General features: G+C 69.2%; 11 protein-coding genes. 10 read left to right on the top strand and 1 reads right to left on the bottom strand.

Annotated elements, in window-relative coordinates:
- The first annotated feature begins 22 nt into the window (after positions 1–22).
- The 9 genes from AC6HZP_RS00130 to AC6HZP_RS00090 all read left to right on the top strand — a co-directional run bounded on the left by AC6HZP_RS00130 (position 23) and on the right by AC6HZP_RS00090 (position 11,040).
- On the top strand, positions 23–487 hold the full coding sequence (locus AC6HZP_RS00130) for a chemotaxis protein CheW (protein ID WP_497524929.1): 465 nt from the start codon (positions 23–25) through the stop codon (positions 485–487).
- Positions 487–1,746 (top strand): CheR family methyltransferase, encoded by a 1,260-nt coding sequence (locus AC6HZP_RS00125; protein ID WP_497524928.1) that lies wholly within the window; start codon positions 487–489, stop codon positions 1,744–1,746. The genes AC6HZP_RS00130 and AC6HZP_RS00125 overlap by 1 nt, the downstream gene beginning before the upstream one ends.
- Complete coding sequence (locus tag AC6HZP_RS00120) at positions 1,746–2,396, top strand: chemotaxis protein CheW (RefSeq protein WP_497524927.1); 651 nt, start codon at positions 1,746–1,748, stop codon at positions 2,394–2,396. The genes AC6HZP_RS00125 and AC6HZP_RS00120 overlap by 1 nt, the downstream gene beginning before the upstream one ends.
- The gene (locus tag AC6HZP_RS00115; RefSeq protein WP_497524926.1) at positions 2,393–4,657 is read left to right on the top strand and encodes a hybrid sensor histidine kinase/response regulator; all 2,265 of its coding nucleotides are present in this window, start codon (positions 2,393–2,395) and stop codon (positions 4,655–4,657) included. The genes AC6HZP_RS00120 and AC6HZP_RS00115 overlap by 4 nt, the downstream gene beginning before the upstream one ends.
- The gene (cheB, locus tag AC6HZP_RS00110; RefSeq protein WP_497524925.1) at positions 4,654–5,676 is read left to right on the top strand and encodes a chemotaxis-specific protein-glutamate methyltransferase CheB; all 1,023 of its coding nucleotides are present in this window, start codon (positions 4,654–4,656) and stop codon (positions 5,674–5,676) included. Before AC6HZP_RS00115 ends, cheB begins: the two co-directional genes overlap by 4 nt.
- A 12-nt stretch (positions 5,677–5,688) precedes the next feature.
- Entirely contained in the window at positions 5,689–6,747 is a 1,059-nt protein-coding gene (locus AC6HZP_RS00105) for a GGDEF domain-containing response regulator (protein WP_497524924.1), read from the top strand.
- 99 nt (positions 6,748–6,846) lie between these two features.
- Positions 6,847–8,103 (top strand): D-amino acid dehydrogenase, encoded by a 1,257-nt coding sequence (locus AC6HZP_RS00100; RefSeq protein ID WP_497524923.1) that lies wholly within the window; start codon positions 6,847–6,849, stop codon positions 8,101–8,103.
- A 457-nt stretch (positions 8,104–8,560) separates the two neighbouring features.
- Positions 8,561–8,974, top strand: a complete 414-nt coding sequence (rnk, locus tag AC6HZP_RS00095) for a nucleoside diphosphate kinase regulator (RefSeq protein ID WP_201401494.1) — start codon at positions 8,561–8,563, stop codon at positions 8,972–8,974.
- A gap of 59 nt (positions 8,975–9,033) precedes the next feature.
- Positions 9,034–11,040: a bifunctional DedA family/phosphatase PAP2 family protein gene (locus AC6HZP_RS00090; protein ID WP_497524922.1), complete on the top strand. Its 2,007-nt coding sequence runs from the start codon at positions 9,034–9,036 to the stop codon at positions 11,038–11,040.
- A 13-nt stretch (positions 11,041–11,053) separates the two neighbouring features.
- Here the strand turns inward: AC6HZP_RS00090 and AC6HZP_RS00085 are convergent, their stop codons facing one another.
- Positions 11,054–11,917, bottom strand: a complete 864-nt coding sequence (locus AC6HZP_RS00085) for a 2OG-Fe(II) oxygenase family protein (RefSeq protein WP_497526710.1) — start codon at positions 11,915–11,917, stop codon at positions 11,054–11,056.
- A 518-nt stretch (positions 11,918–12,435) separates the two neighbouring features.
- On the opposite strand from AC6HZP_RS00085, the gene AC6HZP_RS00080 reads away from it, so the two are divergent.
- On the top strand, positions 12,436–14,991 hold the full coding sequence (locus tag AC6HZP_RS00080) for a DNA translocase FtsK (protein ID WP_497524921.1): 2,556 nt from the start codon (positions 12,436–12,438) through the stop codon (positions 14,989–14,991).
- Positions 14,992–15,680: the final 689 nt, after the last annotated feature.

Below are 15,680 nucleotides of genomic sequence, written 5' to 3'. Positions count from 1 at the left end.
GTTCGAACGGGAGGACCGCGCCATGCTGTTCCTGATGTTTCGCCTGGGCCGGGATCGCTATGTCCTCGATGTCGGGCAGGTCGAGGAAGTCCTGCCCTTCATCGAGCCGACCGTGCTGCCCGGCGCGCCGGCCGGCGTTGTCGGCGCCATCAACTATCGCGGCGGCCCGGTGCCGCTGATCGATCTGAGCCTCTTGGCGCTCGGCCGTCCGTCAGCGGCGGTGCTCAGCACGCGCATCATCCTGATCCGCTATCCCGTCGGCGAAGGCGAGACGCGGCGGCTCGGCCTCGTCGCCGAGCGCGTCATCGAGACCGTGTCGCGCGATCCCGCCGATTTCGTGCCGTCGGGCGTCGAGGCCGGCATGCCCGCCTATCTCGGCCCCGTCGCCTCCGACTCGATCGGCCTGATCCAGCTGGTGCGAGCCGAGGCGCTGCTGTCGCCGGAGCTTCGCGACATCCTGTTCCGCCAGCTCGATGCGAGCGCCTGATGCAGGAGGTGATCGAACAGTTCCTGAAGGACGAGATCGGCCTGAGCAGCGAGGCGGTCGGCGCCTCGGTCATCCGACATGCGCTCAAGGAGCGGATGACCGCGCTCGGCCTCGATGATCTGCGGGTCTACTGGTCCGTTCTGAACGCGTCGGCGGCCGAACGGCAGGCGCTGGTCGACGCGACGATCGTGCCGGAGACCTGGTTCTTTCGCGACGAGGGCGCCTTCGCCGCGGTGGTGCAGCATCTCCGGACGCTGCCACGCAGCCGCCAGCCGTTCCGTCTGCTGAGCCTTCCCTGCTCGACGGGCGAGGAGCCCTATTCGATGGCGATGGCGATGCTCGACGCCGGCTTCCCGGCCGACGCGTTCCAGATCGAGGCGCGCGACGTCAGCCAGCACAACATCGCCGCGGCGGAGCGGGCGCTCTATGGCCGCAATTCGTTTCGCGGCCGCGACCTTGGCTTCCGCGATCGCCATTTCGAGGCGGTCGACGGCGAGTACCGGCCGCGTCGGGCCGTGCGCGATTGCGTCCGCTTCCGGCGCGCCAATTTGTTCGATCTCGACGCGGAGCGGGAGGGCGGACGCTTCGACATCGTCTTCTGCCGCAACCTTCTGATCTACTTCGACCGGCCGACGCAGGACCGCGCCCTCGATTGCCTCAAATCCGTGCTCGCGCCGGACGGGCTGCTGCTGGTCGGCCCGGCCGAATCGGCGTTGCCGATCGCCTGCGGCTTCGTGTCGGCCCGACTGCCGATGGCGTTCGCCTTCAGCCTGAAGCGGGAAGAGGCCGGCAAGCCGGCGGTTCCGGCGCGGCGTGCTGCGCCCCCGCCGCCAGCTCCGGCTGGGACGGCCAGGCTTGCGGTCGTGTCGGCGAAGCCGCGCCCGACCCAGGCCAAGCCGGGTCCGGCGCGTACCGTGACCTCGGAATTGCCGCCGCCCGACCGGGCCGGCGAAAGCCTCGCCGCCATCGAGCGCGCCGCCAATGCCGGCCAGCTGGCGCAGGCGCTGGAGGCGGCCCGCGCCCATTTGAGCGAATTCGGCGCCTCCGCCGAGGCGTTCTATCGGCTCGGCCTCGTCCTCGATGCCGATGGTGCGACCGATGAGGCGATCCAGAACTATCGCAAGGCGCTCTATCTCGCGCCCGAGCATCGCGAGGCGCTGGCGCATCTCGCCCTGCTGCTGCAACGCCGGGGCGACGGCGCCGGCGCCAAGACACTGAACGACCGGCTGGCCCGGATGTCGAAGAGGAGCGGTAGCTGATGTCGGACGAGAGCCGGACGACGACAGTCGAAGCGGTCGAGGCCGTCGCCGCGCCGCGCGGCCGGGACCGCGAGGCCTATGCGGAGATCGCGCGCGGGCTGCTCGACCGGCCGCTGCCGCCGGAATACCGCGCCGAATGGGCGCTGCATTTCGCCAGCGAGAAGCCGATCGATACCAATGTCGAAGAGGAGCGCGCCGCCGCCGTGATCTTCCGCATCGGCGAGGAATGGCTGGCGCTGTCGACCGCCGTATTCGAGGAGGTGGCCGAGCCGCGTCGGGTCCACACGCTGCCGCATCGGCGCAACGGCGTCGTGCGCGGCATCGCCAATGTGCGGGGCGAGCTTCTGGTCTGCGTCTCGTTCGCGACGCTGCTCGGCATCGACAAGGACGTCGCGGTCGAACGCCGCGACCGCAGCCTTCATTTCGAGCGCATGGTGGTGATCGGTCGCGCCAATGGCCGGATCGCCTTCAGCGTGCACGAGGTGCACGGCATCCATCGCTATGAGCGGAGCGCGCTCTCGCCCGTGCCGGGAACGGTCGGGCAGGCGGTCTCCTCCTTCACCACCGCCGTGCTCAACTGGCAGGGGCGGACGGTCGGGCTGCTGGACGAAACCCGGCTTCTCGACGCGATCGATCGGAACATCGCATGAGCGGCGAGGATTTCAGCCAGTTTTCCATGCTCGACCTGTTCCGGGCCGAGCTCGCGACGCAGTCCGAGGCGCTGACGGCGGGCCTCTTGGCGCTGGAGCGCGATCCCGTCGCCGCCGATCATCTCGAAGCCTGCATGCGCGCCGCCCATTCGCTGAAGGGCGCGGCGCGGATCATCGATCTCGTCGCCGCCGTCGAGGTGGCGCATGCGATGGAGGAAACCCTCGTCGCTGCGCAGAAGGGCCGCTTGACCCTCAGCCGCGATCACATCGACGCGTTGCTCCGGGGTGTCGATCTCCTGGCCGTCATCGCGGCCGGCAGCGAGGAAGACGGCAGCGACCCTGACCGTTTTGCCGGCGAAATCGCTGCTTTTCTCACGACGCTGGAGGCGGCCTCGCATCCGGTGGCGGCAAAGCCCGCCCCTGTCCCTGTCGAGGTCCAGGCGCCTGCACCGGAGCCGAAACCGCCGGTGGCTACCCGCGCCGAGACGCCCGAGCCCGTCGCCTCGAACGCGTCCGGCGACAGCATGGTCCGCGTCACGGCGGAGAGCCTGAACCGTCTGCTCGGCCTCGCCGGCGAATCGCTGATGGAGGCCCGCCGACTGCGGCCCTTCCACGACGAGCTGCTGCGGCTGAAGCGCCTGCAGACCAACACGGCGCGCGCCTTCGAGCAGCTGCGCGCGGCGCTGCCGGCTACGGCCGGCGACAAGGTGACGCTCGCCTTCGAGGAGGCGCAGCGGCACATGGTGCAGAGCCACGAATTCCTCGTCGCCCGCCTCGGCGAGCTCGAACTGATCGACCGCCGCGCTACCGATCTCGCCAACCGTCTCTATGACGAGACGCTGGCGAGCCGCATGCGCCCGTTCGAGGACGGCGTCCGGCATTTTTCGCGTAGCGTACGGGATCTCGGCCGCAGCCTCGGCAAGCCGGTGCGCCTCGAAATCGTCGGCGGTTCGACCAGCATCGATCGCGACATCCTCGAGCAGCTCGACGCGCCGCTCGGCCATCTGCTCCGCAACGCCGTCGACCACGGCATCGAGACGCCGGAGGAGCGCCTCGCCGCCGGCAAGCCGGCCGAGGCCGTCGTCCGCGTCGAGGCCTGGCACAAGGCTGGCCTGCTGCAGATCCGCGTCGCCGATGACGGCCGGGGCATCGATCTCGAGGCGCTGCGCGCCGCCATCCTCGCTCGCCAGCTGACGACGGAGGCGACGGCGGCCCATCTCAGCGAGGCCGAGCTCCTGGAATTCCTGTTCCTGCCCGGCTTCTCGATGAAGGGATCGGTCAGCCATATTTCTGGTCGCGGCGTTGGCCTCGATGCCGTGCAGGCGATGGCGAAGCAGGTGCGCGGCCTGGTCAGCGTTACGTCGGAGCGGGGCTCCGGCACCGAGTTCCTGCTGCAATTGCCGCTGACGCTGTCAGTGATGCGGACGCTGCTGGTCGAGGTCGACGGCGAGCCCTACGCCTTCCCGCTGACGGGCATCATCCGCACGCTGTCGCTGGCGCGGGAGAACATCGAGCTGCTGGAGGGCCGGCCGCATTTCCGCCTCGACGAGCGCCAGCTCGGCCTTTTGACGACGCATGAGGTGCTCGGCCGCGGCGAGCCGAAGCTCGATTCGGGCGAACTCGCCGTCGTCGTGATCGGCGATCGCGGCGAGGCCTACGGCCTGATCGTCGACCGCTTCCTCGGCGAGCGCGAGCTGGTGGTGCGCACGCTCGATCCGCGTCTCGCCAAGGTGCAGGACATCAGCGCCGCCGCGCTGATGGACGACGGCTCGCCGGTGCTGATCCTCGATGTCGCCGACATGGTGCGCTCGGCCGAGCGGCTGGCCGCATCGGGCGGGCTCCGCACGCTGGAGCGGCGCAGCGCCGGCGCCGCCGCGCGGCGGCGGAAGCGCATCCTGGTGGTCGACGATTCGCTCACCGTGCGCGAGCTCGAGCGCAAGCTGCTCGACTATCACGGCTATGAGGTCGAGGTCGCCGTCGACGGCATGGACGGCTGGAACGCGGTCCGCTCCGATCCGTTTGACCTGGTGGTGACCGATATCGACATGCCGCGCATGGACGGCATTGAACTGGTCACGCTGATCAAGAAGGATGCCCGCTTGCGGAACCTGCCGGTGATGATTGTCTCCTACAAAGACCGGGAAGAAGACCGGGCGCGCGGCCTCGACGCCGGGGCGGACTATTATCTGACCAAGGGCAGCTTCCACGACGAGACGCTTCTGCATGCCGTCGTGGACCTGATCGGGGAGGCCGCCGAATGAGGATCGGCATCGTCAACGACATGCCGATCGCCGTCGAGCTTCTGCGGCGCATCCTCGTCTCGACGGCGGAGCACCAGCTCGCCTGGATCGCGATGGACGGGGCGCAGGCGGTGGCAATGTGCCTGCGCGACCTGCCGGACCTGCTGCTGATGGATCTGACCATGCCGGTCATGGACGGCGTCGAGGCGACGCGGCGGATCATGCAGGCGACGCCCTGTCCGATCCTGCTGGTCACGGCCAGCGTCGAGCACAATGTGCCAGGCGTCTACGAGGCAATGGGCCATGGCGCCCTCGACGCCGTCGACATGCCGCAGGCAGGCCCGCGCGGCGACGGGGCGGAAAATGCCTCGGTGCTGCTCGCCCGGATCGCCACGATCGGCAAGCTGGTTCGCGACGTTCCCACCCGCCCGGCCGCCCGGAAGAGCCCGCCCGCAACCGGCGCGCCAGCGTCGAGCCTCGTCGCCATCGGCGCGTCGGCCGGCGGACCCGCGGCCGTCGCGGCCGTGCTTGGCAAGCTGCCCGGTGATTTTCCGGCGGCGATCGTCCTCGTGCAGCATCTCGACGAGCAGTTCGTCGCCGGGCTGGCCGATTGGCTCGGCAGGCACACGGCGCTTTCGGTCCGCGCGGCGATCGAGGGGGACAGGCCGGCGCCGGGCACGGTGCTGGTGGCGTCGACGAGCGATCATCTCGTCTTCAAGTCGAGCCGCGAGCTCGGCTATGCGGCGGAGCCGCGACAGCATATCTATCGTCCGTCCATCGACGTCTTCTTCGAGAGCGCCGCGCGCTGGTGGCAGGACGATCTGGTCGGGGTCCTCCTGACCGGCATGGGCCGCGACGGCGCCACCGGGCTCAAGACGCTGCGCGAGCGGCAACATCTCACCATCGCCCAGGATCGCGCCACCAGCGCGGTCTACGGCATGCCGAAGGCGGCGGCCGAGCTGGGCGCCGCCGCGGAAATCCTTCCGCTCGATTCGATCGCGTCGCGCCTCGTCGACGCGTGTCTTCGCGCCCAAGTTTGAAAAGGCCATCCCATGAAGGGTGAACAGGATTTGAACCCGAAGGATCCGGGATCGCCGGATTTGCCGACACCGGTGCCGGCCGACAAATATCTGTCGATGGTGCTGCTGGTCGACGACCAGGTGATGATCTGCGAAGCGGTGCGGCGCATGCTCGCCAACCAGCCCGACATGGATTTCCACTATTGCACCGATCCGATGGACGCGCTGACCGTCGCCGAGCGCGTCAAGCCGACCGTCATCCTGCAGGATCTGGTCATGCCCGGAATCGACGGCATGGAGCTGGTGCGCCACTACCGTCGCGTCAACGCGACGCATTCGGTTCCCGTCATCGTCCTGTCGGCCAAGGACGATCCGGCCATCAAGAGCGAGGCCTTCCAGGCCGGCGCCAACGACTATCTGGTCAAGCTGCCGGACCGGGTCGAGCTGATCGCCCGCATCCGCTACCACACCCGCGCCTATCTCGATCACGTCCAGCGCGACGAGGCCTATCGGGCACTGCGCGAAAGCCAGCGCCAGCTGATGCGCGTCAATCTCGAGCTCGAGCGGCTGACCCGGATCGACGGACTGACCGGCCTCGGCAACCGCCGCTATTTCGACGAATATCTCGGCGCCGAATGGAAGCGCGGACTGCGGACGCAGACGGCGGTCTCGGTGCTGATGATCGATGTCGATCATTTCAAGCGCTACAACGACGCCTATGGCCATCTCGCCGGTGACGACGTCCTGAAGCGGGTGTCGCAGGTGCTGCAGACGAGCGCCAGCCGGTCGACCGACCTCGCGGCGCGCTATGGCGGCGAGGAATTCGTCATCGTCCTCACCGACGTCACGCCCGCCGGGGCGCAGCATGTGGCGGAGCGGCTGGTCCGGGGCGTGCGCGAGCTCGATATTCCGCATGGCGACGGACGGGTCAGCGTCAGCGTCGGCGTGGCGACGATCATGCCGCAGGAAACGGTGACGCCGGACGATCTGGTCAAGGCGGCCGACCTGGCGCTGTTCCGGGCGAAGGCCGAAGGGCGCGACCGCATCGTGCTGCACGAGGGCGGCGAGCCGCCGGCGGGGGGGGCCTCGTAGGGCCGCGGCGTGGTCGGCGCTTGATCGCCGCTGCGAGTTCCGATTGAACGGGCCGGGGGGCGCGTCGCCTGGCGGCGCGAATCGGAGCGAGGGGAAGTCATGCATATTGTCGTGCTTGGGGCCGGGGTGATCGGCGTGACGACGGCCTGGTATCTGGCCGAGGCCGGCCACCGGGTGACGGTGATCGAGAAGAACACCGCGGCCGGGCACGGCACCAGCTATGCCAATGCGGCGCAGATCTCGCCGGCGCTGTCGTCGCCCTGGGCCTTTCCCGGCCTGATCGGCAAGGCGGCGTCGTGGATCTTCGCCAAGCATGCGCCGCTGATCGTCAGCCGCATGCCGGATTTCGCCATGAGCCAGTTCCTCTGGCGGATGTGGCGCGCCTCCAGCGTCGAGCAATATGTGACCTCGAAGCGCAACATGGTGCGGCTCGCCGAATATTCGCGCGACTGCTCGGACCAGCTGCGCGCCGAGATCGGCATCAACTATGCCGGCCGGCAGAAGGGCCTGATCGTCGCCTTCCGCGAGGCGGCGCAGGCCGAGGGCTACAAGCGCGACTTGGCCGTGCTCGACGAGCTCGGCGTGCCGCACCGGAGCCTCGGCCGCGACGATCTGCTCGCCTTCGAGCCCAACATCGACCCGACCAGCGGCGTCATCGGCGGCGTGCTGCTCGAGACCGACCAGACCGGCGACTGCTTCCTGTTCACCCAGGCGCTGGCCCAGGCCTGCGCGGCGCGCGGCGTGACCTTCCTCTATGGCCGCGCGGCGGAAAAGCTCGTCATCGAGCGGGACAAGGTGATCGGCGTCGTCGCCGGCGGCGAGACGATCGAGGCGGAGGCGGTCGTGGTGGCGCTCGGCGTCTGGTCGAAGGGCCTGCTCGAGCCGCATGGCATTCCGGTGTCGATCTATCCGGTGAAGGGCTATTCGCTGACGATCTCGGCGGATTCGGACGCCGTCGGGCCGGTCAGCACCGTCTCGGACGAGACGATGAAGGTCGGCCACACCAATCTGGAGAACCGCATCCGCGTCGGCGGCACGGCGGAGCTCGCCGGCTACGACTTCACCCGGCCGGAGAAGCGCTATGAGGGGCTGATCGCCTCGCTCCGGATGCTGTTCCCCAAGGTGCCAGAGGCGGCGATCGCCGCGGCCGAGCGCTGGTCGGGGCTGCGCCCGGTGACGCCGGACGGGCCGCCCCGCCTCGGTTTCTGCCGCTATGCCAATCTCTATCTGAACAGCGGCCACGGCACGCTCGGCTGGACCATGGCCTGCGGCTCCGGCAAGGCGCTCGCCGACCAGATCTCCGACAAGCGCCCCGACGTCGACATCGCCCCGTTTGCGCCGGACCGTCGCGGGTAGGGCAAGCGGCGACTGTTTCACGTGTGACGTTTTCGGACGGTCGGGTCGGCGCGCAGGCGCGTTGGTTTGACTTTCGCGCCAGTGTGCTTATGTCTGGACGGACCATGTTGATCCATTCGCCCTTTCGCCGTTCCCTGCTCCATGCGGGTCTTCTGATCGCGGGACACTAGCCCCGGGTTCGGCGCGCGCGTTCGCCCCGGACACGGGGTTCTTGCCAGCATGACATTTCAAAACCCTTCGCCAAGCCAGCCCTGATTCCGTTCGCGCGCCCGCGCCTCGACAGGATGCCCTTGCCTCAGGCACTCGCCCGCAACAGCCGCTTTCGCGGCGAATTGCGGGGCAGATGCTTCTCGAACCTCGCCGGCCCTTCCCAAACGGAAGGCGGCGATGGAAGATCATTTCGGGATCCTCGCCGCTTCAAGCCAGGCGCAGCGGTCCCATAGTGGAGACGACGACCATGACCACCCGCAGCCCCGGCCGCCTCAGGCCCCGGATCACCATTCTGGCGGCCGATCACGAGCGGCTTTCGACGCTGGCGCGGGCGGCCACGCATTCTCATCCCGACGTGGCGGAGGTCCTCAACGAGGAACTCGACCGCGCTCGCGTCGTCGCCGACGCCAAGCGCTCGCATCCCTTCGTCCGGATGGGCCACGAGGTCGAGTACCGCGACGATACCGCCGGCATGGTGCGCAAGGTCACGCTCGTCTATCCGGAGCAGGCCGATATCGGCCAAGGCCGGATCTCCGTCCTGACCCCGATCGGGGCGGCGCTGATCGGCGTCGGCGTCGGCGAATCGATCAGCTGGGAAACCCGCAACGGCGAATTGAAGCGCCTGACGGTGCTCCAGGTCGGCGAAGCCGAGGCCGTCTGATGACGGCGAGGGTTTTCCAGGCTCTCGTCCGGGGCTAGTCTTGGGCCATGGACGACTGGTTGCAGACCCTCATCCAGCTCGTCGCCGGGCATCCGCACTGGGCGGCGGCCCTGGTCTTCTTCTGCGCCATGGCGGAGGCGATCGCCGTTATCGGCATGTTCGTGCCCGGCACGGCGATCCTGATCGGGGTCGGCGCGGTCGTCGGCCTCGGCGAATTGTCGCTCTGGCCGATCCTGCTCTGGGCGACGCTCGGCGCGATCGCCGGCGACGGCATCTCCTACTGGATCGGCCATCGCTACAAGGACCGGATCCGCTCGACCTGGCCGTTGCGCGAGCGGCCGGAGCTGTTCGCCCGGGGCGAGGCGTTCTTTGCCCGCTTCGGCACGCTGAGCGTGGCGATCGGCCGTTTCGTGCCCGGTGTGCGGGCGGTCATCCCGCTCGTCGCCGGCGTCGTCGGCATGCCGCCGGCGCGCTTCTTTCTCGTCAATGTCCTTTCCGCCCTCGTCTGGGCGCCGGCGCATATCCTGCCCGGCGCCGGCATGGGCCTCGCGCTCGGCGTGCTCGGCTCGATCGCCGGCCGGCTGGTGGCGATGCTCGTCGGGGCGCTCATCCTGATCGGCTTCGCCATCTGGCTCGGCTACATCGCCTGGCGCTGGATGCTGCCCGGCCTCGGCCGGCGCTATCGCCGCCTCATCCGGCTTGCCAAGCGGCGCGATACCGCCTTCGACCGCGTTCTCGTCGCCGTCCTCGATCCCGATGATCCCGGCACCTCGACCCTGATCGTCATGGGCGCGGCGGTGATCGCGCTCGCGGTGGCGTTCGTGTCGCTGGCCGAGGACGTCCTCATGCGCGAGCAGATCACCCGCATGGATACGGCGGTGAGCACGCTGGTGCAGGGCTGGCGGACGCCCGGGCTCGACAGGGTGATGATCGCCATCACCAGCCTCGGCGACGGCGTGGTGATCACGGCAGTCCTGCTGGCGATCGTCGTCTGGCTGCTCCTGCGCCGGCAGGTCAGCCTGGCGGTCGGCCTCGTCCTGACCATGGGGCTGGCGGCGCTGTCGGTGCCGCTGATGAAGGGCGTCTTCGTCATTCCCCGCCCGATCGACATCTATACCGGCGCCGATGCCTTCAGCTTTCCGAGCGGCCACGCCACCTCGGCCGCCGCGCTCTATGCCTCGGCCGCGTGGCTTGCGACCCACAATGCGCCGTTCCGCTGGAAGGTGGCCGGCTTCGCGCTCGCGGGCGTGCTGATCACGGCGATCGCCGCGTCGCGCATCTATCTGGCGGCGCATTGGCCCTCCGACGTGCTGGCGGGCCTCGCGCTCGGCTCGGCGCTCTCGGCGATCTATGCGCTCGTCTTCCGCCGGCTCGACCTGCAGGCGATGCGGCCGTTCCGCTTCGTCGGCGTCGTGCTTGCCGCGCTCCTGGTCGCCGGCGGCCTGCGGGTCGCGACGAACTATTCCAGGGCGGTCGACGCCTACCGGCCGCGCGTCGTCGAGACGAGCCTCGACGCGGCGCATTGGCGTCTCGGCGACTGGGCCACTTTCCCGGCCGATCGCTGGGAGCTCGACGGTTCCGAAGGCGGCGCGCTGACGCTGCAGTCGGATGCCGGCGTCGAGGCGCTGCGCGAGGCGCTGACCGATGCCGGCTGGCAGATCGCGCCCTCCGGCGGTGTCGGCGGGTTCGCCAAATTCCTGTCGCCGGATGCGCCCCTCGACGGATTGCCGCCACTGCCGCAGACGCATGCCGGGCGTTTCGCCGTGCTGACGATGGTGCGGCCGGTCGATGCCGACCATCGGCTGGTGCTGCGCTTCTGGCCGACGACGGTCTCAGCCGAATCGGCCGATCGCCGCGACCGGATCCTGCTCGGCTCGCTGTCGGACGAACGGGTCAGCCGGCCGCTGGGCCTGGCGACGCTGCTGCGGGATCCGGAATTGTCGGCCGCCGAGCAATTCGGGCTGCTCGGTTCGTTCCCGCAGTCCGGCCGGCTCGATTGGGTGGCGGACGAGGCGGGCGGCCGGCGGGTGCTGCTGCTGCTCCGCCGGGCCCCCGCGGCGCCCTGATCGGGGGAGGGGCCTATTTGACGCCGAGCTGGCGCAGCCTCTCGTCCATGTAGCTCCCGGCCGTATGGCGCTCCGACAGCTTCACCTCGGGGCGCGGCTGCAGGAACAACGGCAGCGCGATCCGGGACCGGCGCGCCGCCTCGCCGGACGGATTGACAACCCGATGCGTCGTCGAGCTGTAGTAGCCGCCCGATGCCTCCTGCAGCATGTCGCCGACATTGACCACGAGCGAGCCGAAATCGGTCGGCACGTCGGTCCACGCGCCGCTCCGGGTCAGGAGCTGCAGCCCGCGCTCGTTCGAGGCGGGCAGGACGGTCAGCAGATTGATGTCCTCATGCGCGGCGGCGCGGACGGCGCCCGGCTCTTCCTTGCCGGTCAGCGGCGGATAGCGCAGCACGCGCAGCAGGGTTGCCGGGCTCTCGCGGATCATCGAGGCGAGCGGCATGGCGAAGCGCGCGCGGACGTCTTCCGGCGTGTTCGCCTCGACCCAGGAAAGCAGTTCGCCGGCAAAGTCGCCGGCGATCGCGAAATAGCGCCGCGCCGCGTCGGAAACCTCCGCCGGATAGCGGCCGCCGGGGAAGATGTGGAAGAATTCCTTCAAGTCGCGCTTGTCGTTGCCCTTGGCGGTCTCCGAGACGGCGGTCGAGAAATAGCCGTCCTGCGTCTCGCGATCGAAGGCGTAGGCGTGCTTCGCTTCCTTTTCGAAGAAGGCGAGCCATTCGGCATGGATCGTCTCGACGAGATCCCGCGGCACCGGATGGTCGCGGATGACGGCGAAGCCGGTGCGATGGAGCGAATCCGTGAAACGGGTCGGCGCGTCCGGCGCAAAATAGGAGACGGTGGCGACGCCGCCGTCCCCGACATATTCCGGCTTCACGATGGTCAAGGGCGTCTCCTTCATCGTCCGGCATGCCGACCTGCCCGGCACATCCGTCCCGTCCGGCGCGCCTGCAACCATAGCGTGCCGCATCCTAGAATGACGACCCGGCAGCGGCCGCGCAAGGATCTCGATCGCGTCCTGCGACAGCGCGGCTTCGTTGCCGTGGCCGGCGCGGTCGTCTCGGCGCGGGAACCGGCCGTTTCGGCGGGGCAGGGCGCGATCCGGCGCTCGCGCCGCCGCTGTGGGCTCGCTGCAACAGGAGGGTCGAATGGTGGATTGGACGGATCGTTCAAACCATTCGTTAACGCTGTTCTTCGTATGCCTGAACGACCAGCAACGGTCGGCCAGACCGCGTACCAGGGTCAGCGACAAACATGCGTTCTTCCAATCGGCCTCCCCAATATACTTCCCTCCATTCCGCCGAGCCCGCGGCGCGCCCGTCGCGCGAACGGGAGGCACTGCATCATCCCAATCCATCGCGTCCCGCGGCCCCGGCGGCCGCGCCCGAGGCGCCGATGGTCGGGCCGGATGGCGAGCCGCTGCCGACCTGGCTGCAGCCCTTCACGGCCGGGATGAACGCCCGCTTCACCCGCACGCCCGACTATCTGCGCCGTCCGCGCAATGCGGGCGGTGAGGCCGGCGACGCCGATCTTCCGGCCGATGCCGCCGAGGTCGTCAGCGAGGCGGCGGAACAGCCCGTTCCCGCCGTTCAGACCTCGTCTGCCCCGTCCGTGCCGGCTGCTTCCGTCCAGACGCCCGTTGCCGCCGCGCCCGCCGCGCTGGTGACGGCGGCTCCCGCGCCGGTCCTGCCGGTTTCGGCCAAGGCCGCGCCGGTTGCGACCGTTCCGCCCGTCGCCCCGCCGGTTGTGCGCAACGCCAGCCCCGTCGTTCCCTCGATGGTGCCGCCGCATGTGGTTTCCACGCCGGAGCCCGCTCCGGTCGCCGAAGTGGCCGAAGCGCCGGCCGCTCCCGAGCCGCAGCTCGATCGCCAGGCCGAGATCGTCGAGGCGGCACGGCCTTCCAACATCCGTCGTCTCGAGCGCCTGATCCAGGTCGGCCGCGCGGTTCCGCCCGCGCATGCCATCGGCTTGCCGGAAGCGCCGGTGGCGCAGGCCCCTCGCGTCACCCGTCCCGTGCGTCCGGCCGAGCCGGTCGCCACGGCGCCGGTCGCCTCAGCGCCGACGCAGCCCGCTCCCGCCGAACCCGCTGCTGTGGCGCCCGCTTCGGTAGCTGTCGTCGTCCCGGCTCCAAGCCTGGTGCCGCCGGCGCTGCGCGCGCCGGAAACGCTGCTGCCGGGTCACGTCCAGGCTTCGATCCAGGTCTGGTTCGAATGGCCGATCTGGGTGACGCCGGTCCAGAGCCTCAGCGCCCGCTCGCGAAATTCCCGCCGCCTGCGGCGCGAAAGCGCCTTCGAGGCTGCGGCCGCGCCCGTCGCCGCGGAACCGGTCGCCGAGGCCAGGCCCGAGGTCGCGCCGGCTGCCCTCACGCTCGTCCCGGAAGCCGCTCCCGTTCGCGCCGAGACGGTCGTCAGCTTCCATACCGGCGAATATGAACTGCCGCCGCTCGACCTTCTGGCCGAGCCGCCGGTCTCCGAGCCGCCCTTCGAGCTCTCGGCCGAATATCTCGACCAGAACTCGAACTTCCTGCAGCAGACGCTGCGCGACTTCGGCATTCGCGGCGAGATCATCGACGCCAATCCCGGCCCGGTGGTCACGCTCTACGAGCTGGAGCCGGCGCCCGGCACCAAGTCGTCCCGCGTCATCGGCCTCTCCGGCGATATCGCTCGCTCGATGAGCGCGGTGTCGGCGCGCGTCGCCGTGGTCGAGGGCCGCAACGTCATCGGCATCGAGCTGCCGAACCAGACCCGCGAGACCGTCTGGCTGCGCGAGCTGATGGCGAGCGAGGCCTTCGCGGAGGCCAAGGCCAAGCTCGGCCTCTGCCTCGGCAAGACCATCGGCGGCGAGCCGGTGATCGCCGATTTGGCCCGCATGCCGCACCTGCTGGTCGCCGGCACCACCGGCTCCGGCAAGTCGGTCGCCATCAACACCATGATCTTGTCGCTGCTCTACCGGCACCGCCCGGAAGAGTGCCGCCTGATCATGATCGACCCGAAGATGCTGGAGCTCTCCGTCTATGAGGGCATCCCGCATCTGCTCACTCCGGTCGTCACCGATCCGAAGAAGGCGGTCACCGCGCTGAAATGGGCGGTGCGCGAGATGGAGGAGCGCTACAAGAAGATGTCGCGCCTCGGCGTGCGCAACATCGACGGCTTCAATGTGCGGGTCGCCGAGGCGCGCGCCCGCGGCGAGGTCATCACCCGCACGATCCAGACCGGCTTCGACCGCGCCACCGGCGAGATGATGCAGGAAGAGGAGGTCATGGACCTCTCGAACCTGCCCTACATCGTCGTCATCATCGACGAGATGGCCGACCTGATGATGGTCGCCGGCAAGGACATCGAAAGCGCCGTGCAGCGGCTCGCCCAGATGGCCCGCGCCGCCGGCATCCATCTGGTCATGGCGACGCAGCGCCCGTCGGTCGACGTCATCACCGGCACGATCAAGGCCAACTTCCCGACCCGCATCTCCTTCCAGGTGACGTCGAAGATCGACAGCCGCACGATTCTGGGCGAGATGGGTGCCGAGCAGCTGCTCGGCCAGGGCGATATGCTGTTCATGGCCGGCGGCGGGCGCATCCAGCGCGTGCACGGTCCCTTCGTCAGCGATCACGAGGTCGAGCAGGTCGTAGCCCACCTGAAGCGCCAGGGCCGGCCCGAATATCTCGACGCCGTCACCGCCGGCGACGAGGAAGAGGCGGAAGTTACCGCGCCTGCCGAGGAAGATGTCGCCGTGTTCGACAAGACCGCGATGGCCGAGGAAGGCGGCGGCGACGCCTATGAGCAGGCCGTGGCCGTCGTGCTGCGCGACCGCAAGGCGTCGACCTCTTATATCCAGCGCCGCCTGCAGGTCGGCTACAACCGCGCCGCCTCGATCATGGAGCGGATGGAGCAGGAAGGCATCGTCGGCCCGGCCAACCACGCCGGAAAGCGCGAAATCTTCATGGAGCGCTAGGGCGCCTTCGCGCCGCAAGTCGCGACCCACCATGAAGAGCGAGCCTTCTGGCTTTCGCTTCCCTAGACAAAACGGCGGCCCTCGGGCCGCCGTTTTCGTTTGTGCGGGCTGGAAGGCCGCCTCGTGCCGAGCGATCGCGGCGGGGCCCGCCTTCCGGACTCCGCATTGCCCGCGGGTTTGTGACCCATTCGGTCGTGGAGGATCGGGCAGCTCGCCGTTCCGGCAACTTTCCCGGAATACGCACGAGCCGGTGAGGCGTCAGAGACGGGCGCTCAGTGTCCTGCACGTCGAGAAACGCCCGGGAGGCAACGAGCTCGTCTGTCGTCGCGCCTTAGATCGATGAAGGGCACAGGCCCAAACCCTCTCCCGCTCGCGGGAGAGGGTAGGGTGGGGGGCTTGTTGTCGGCACGAGGGACCGACCTTGTTGTCTCTTCCCTTCGCGGACCTGCCCAACCGCCTCCGGCAGTTGGGAAGGAGATTGCCTGCGCTTGTGGCCGAGCTTTCTTGGGGCGCCGACCCAAACCGTCTTCCGCACGCGGGAGAGGGCAAGGTGAGGGCTTCTTGTTTCAGGTGACGCGCTCGGAGTCGGTCACTGATGAATGAAGTACCGCGGCAAGCCTATGCCGCCTGTCCTCAGGACGACCGCACCTTGATCGCGACGGCAAGTCTCGCGTCGCCAATTTGGTTGG

The sequence above is a fragment of the Kaistia sp. SLG-1 genome, assembly GCF_059699055.1.
The sequence above is the reverse complement of the archived record's forward strand: the minus strand, read 5'-3'. Positions and strand labels throughout refer to the sequence as shown.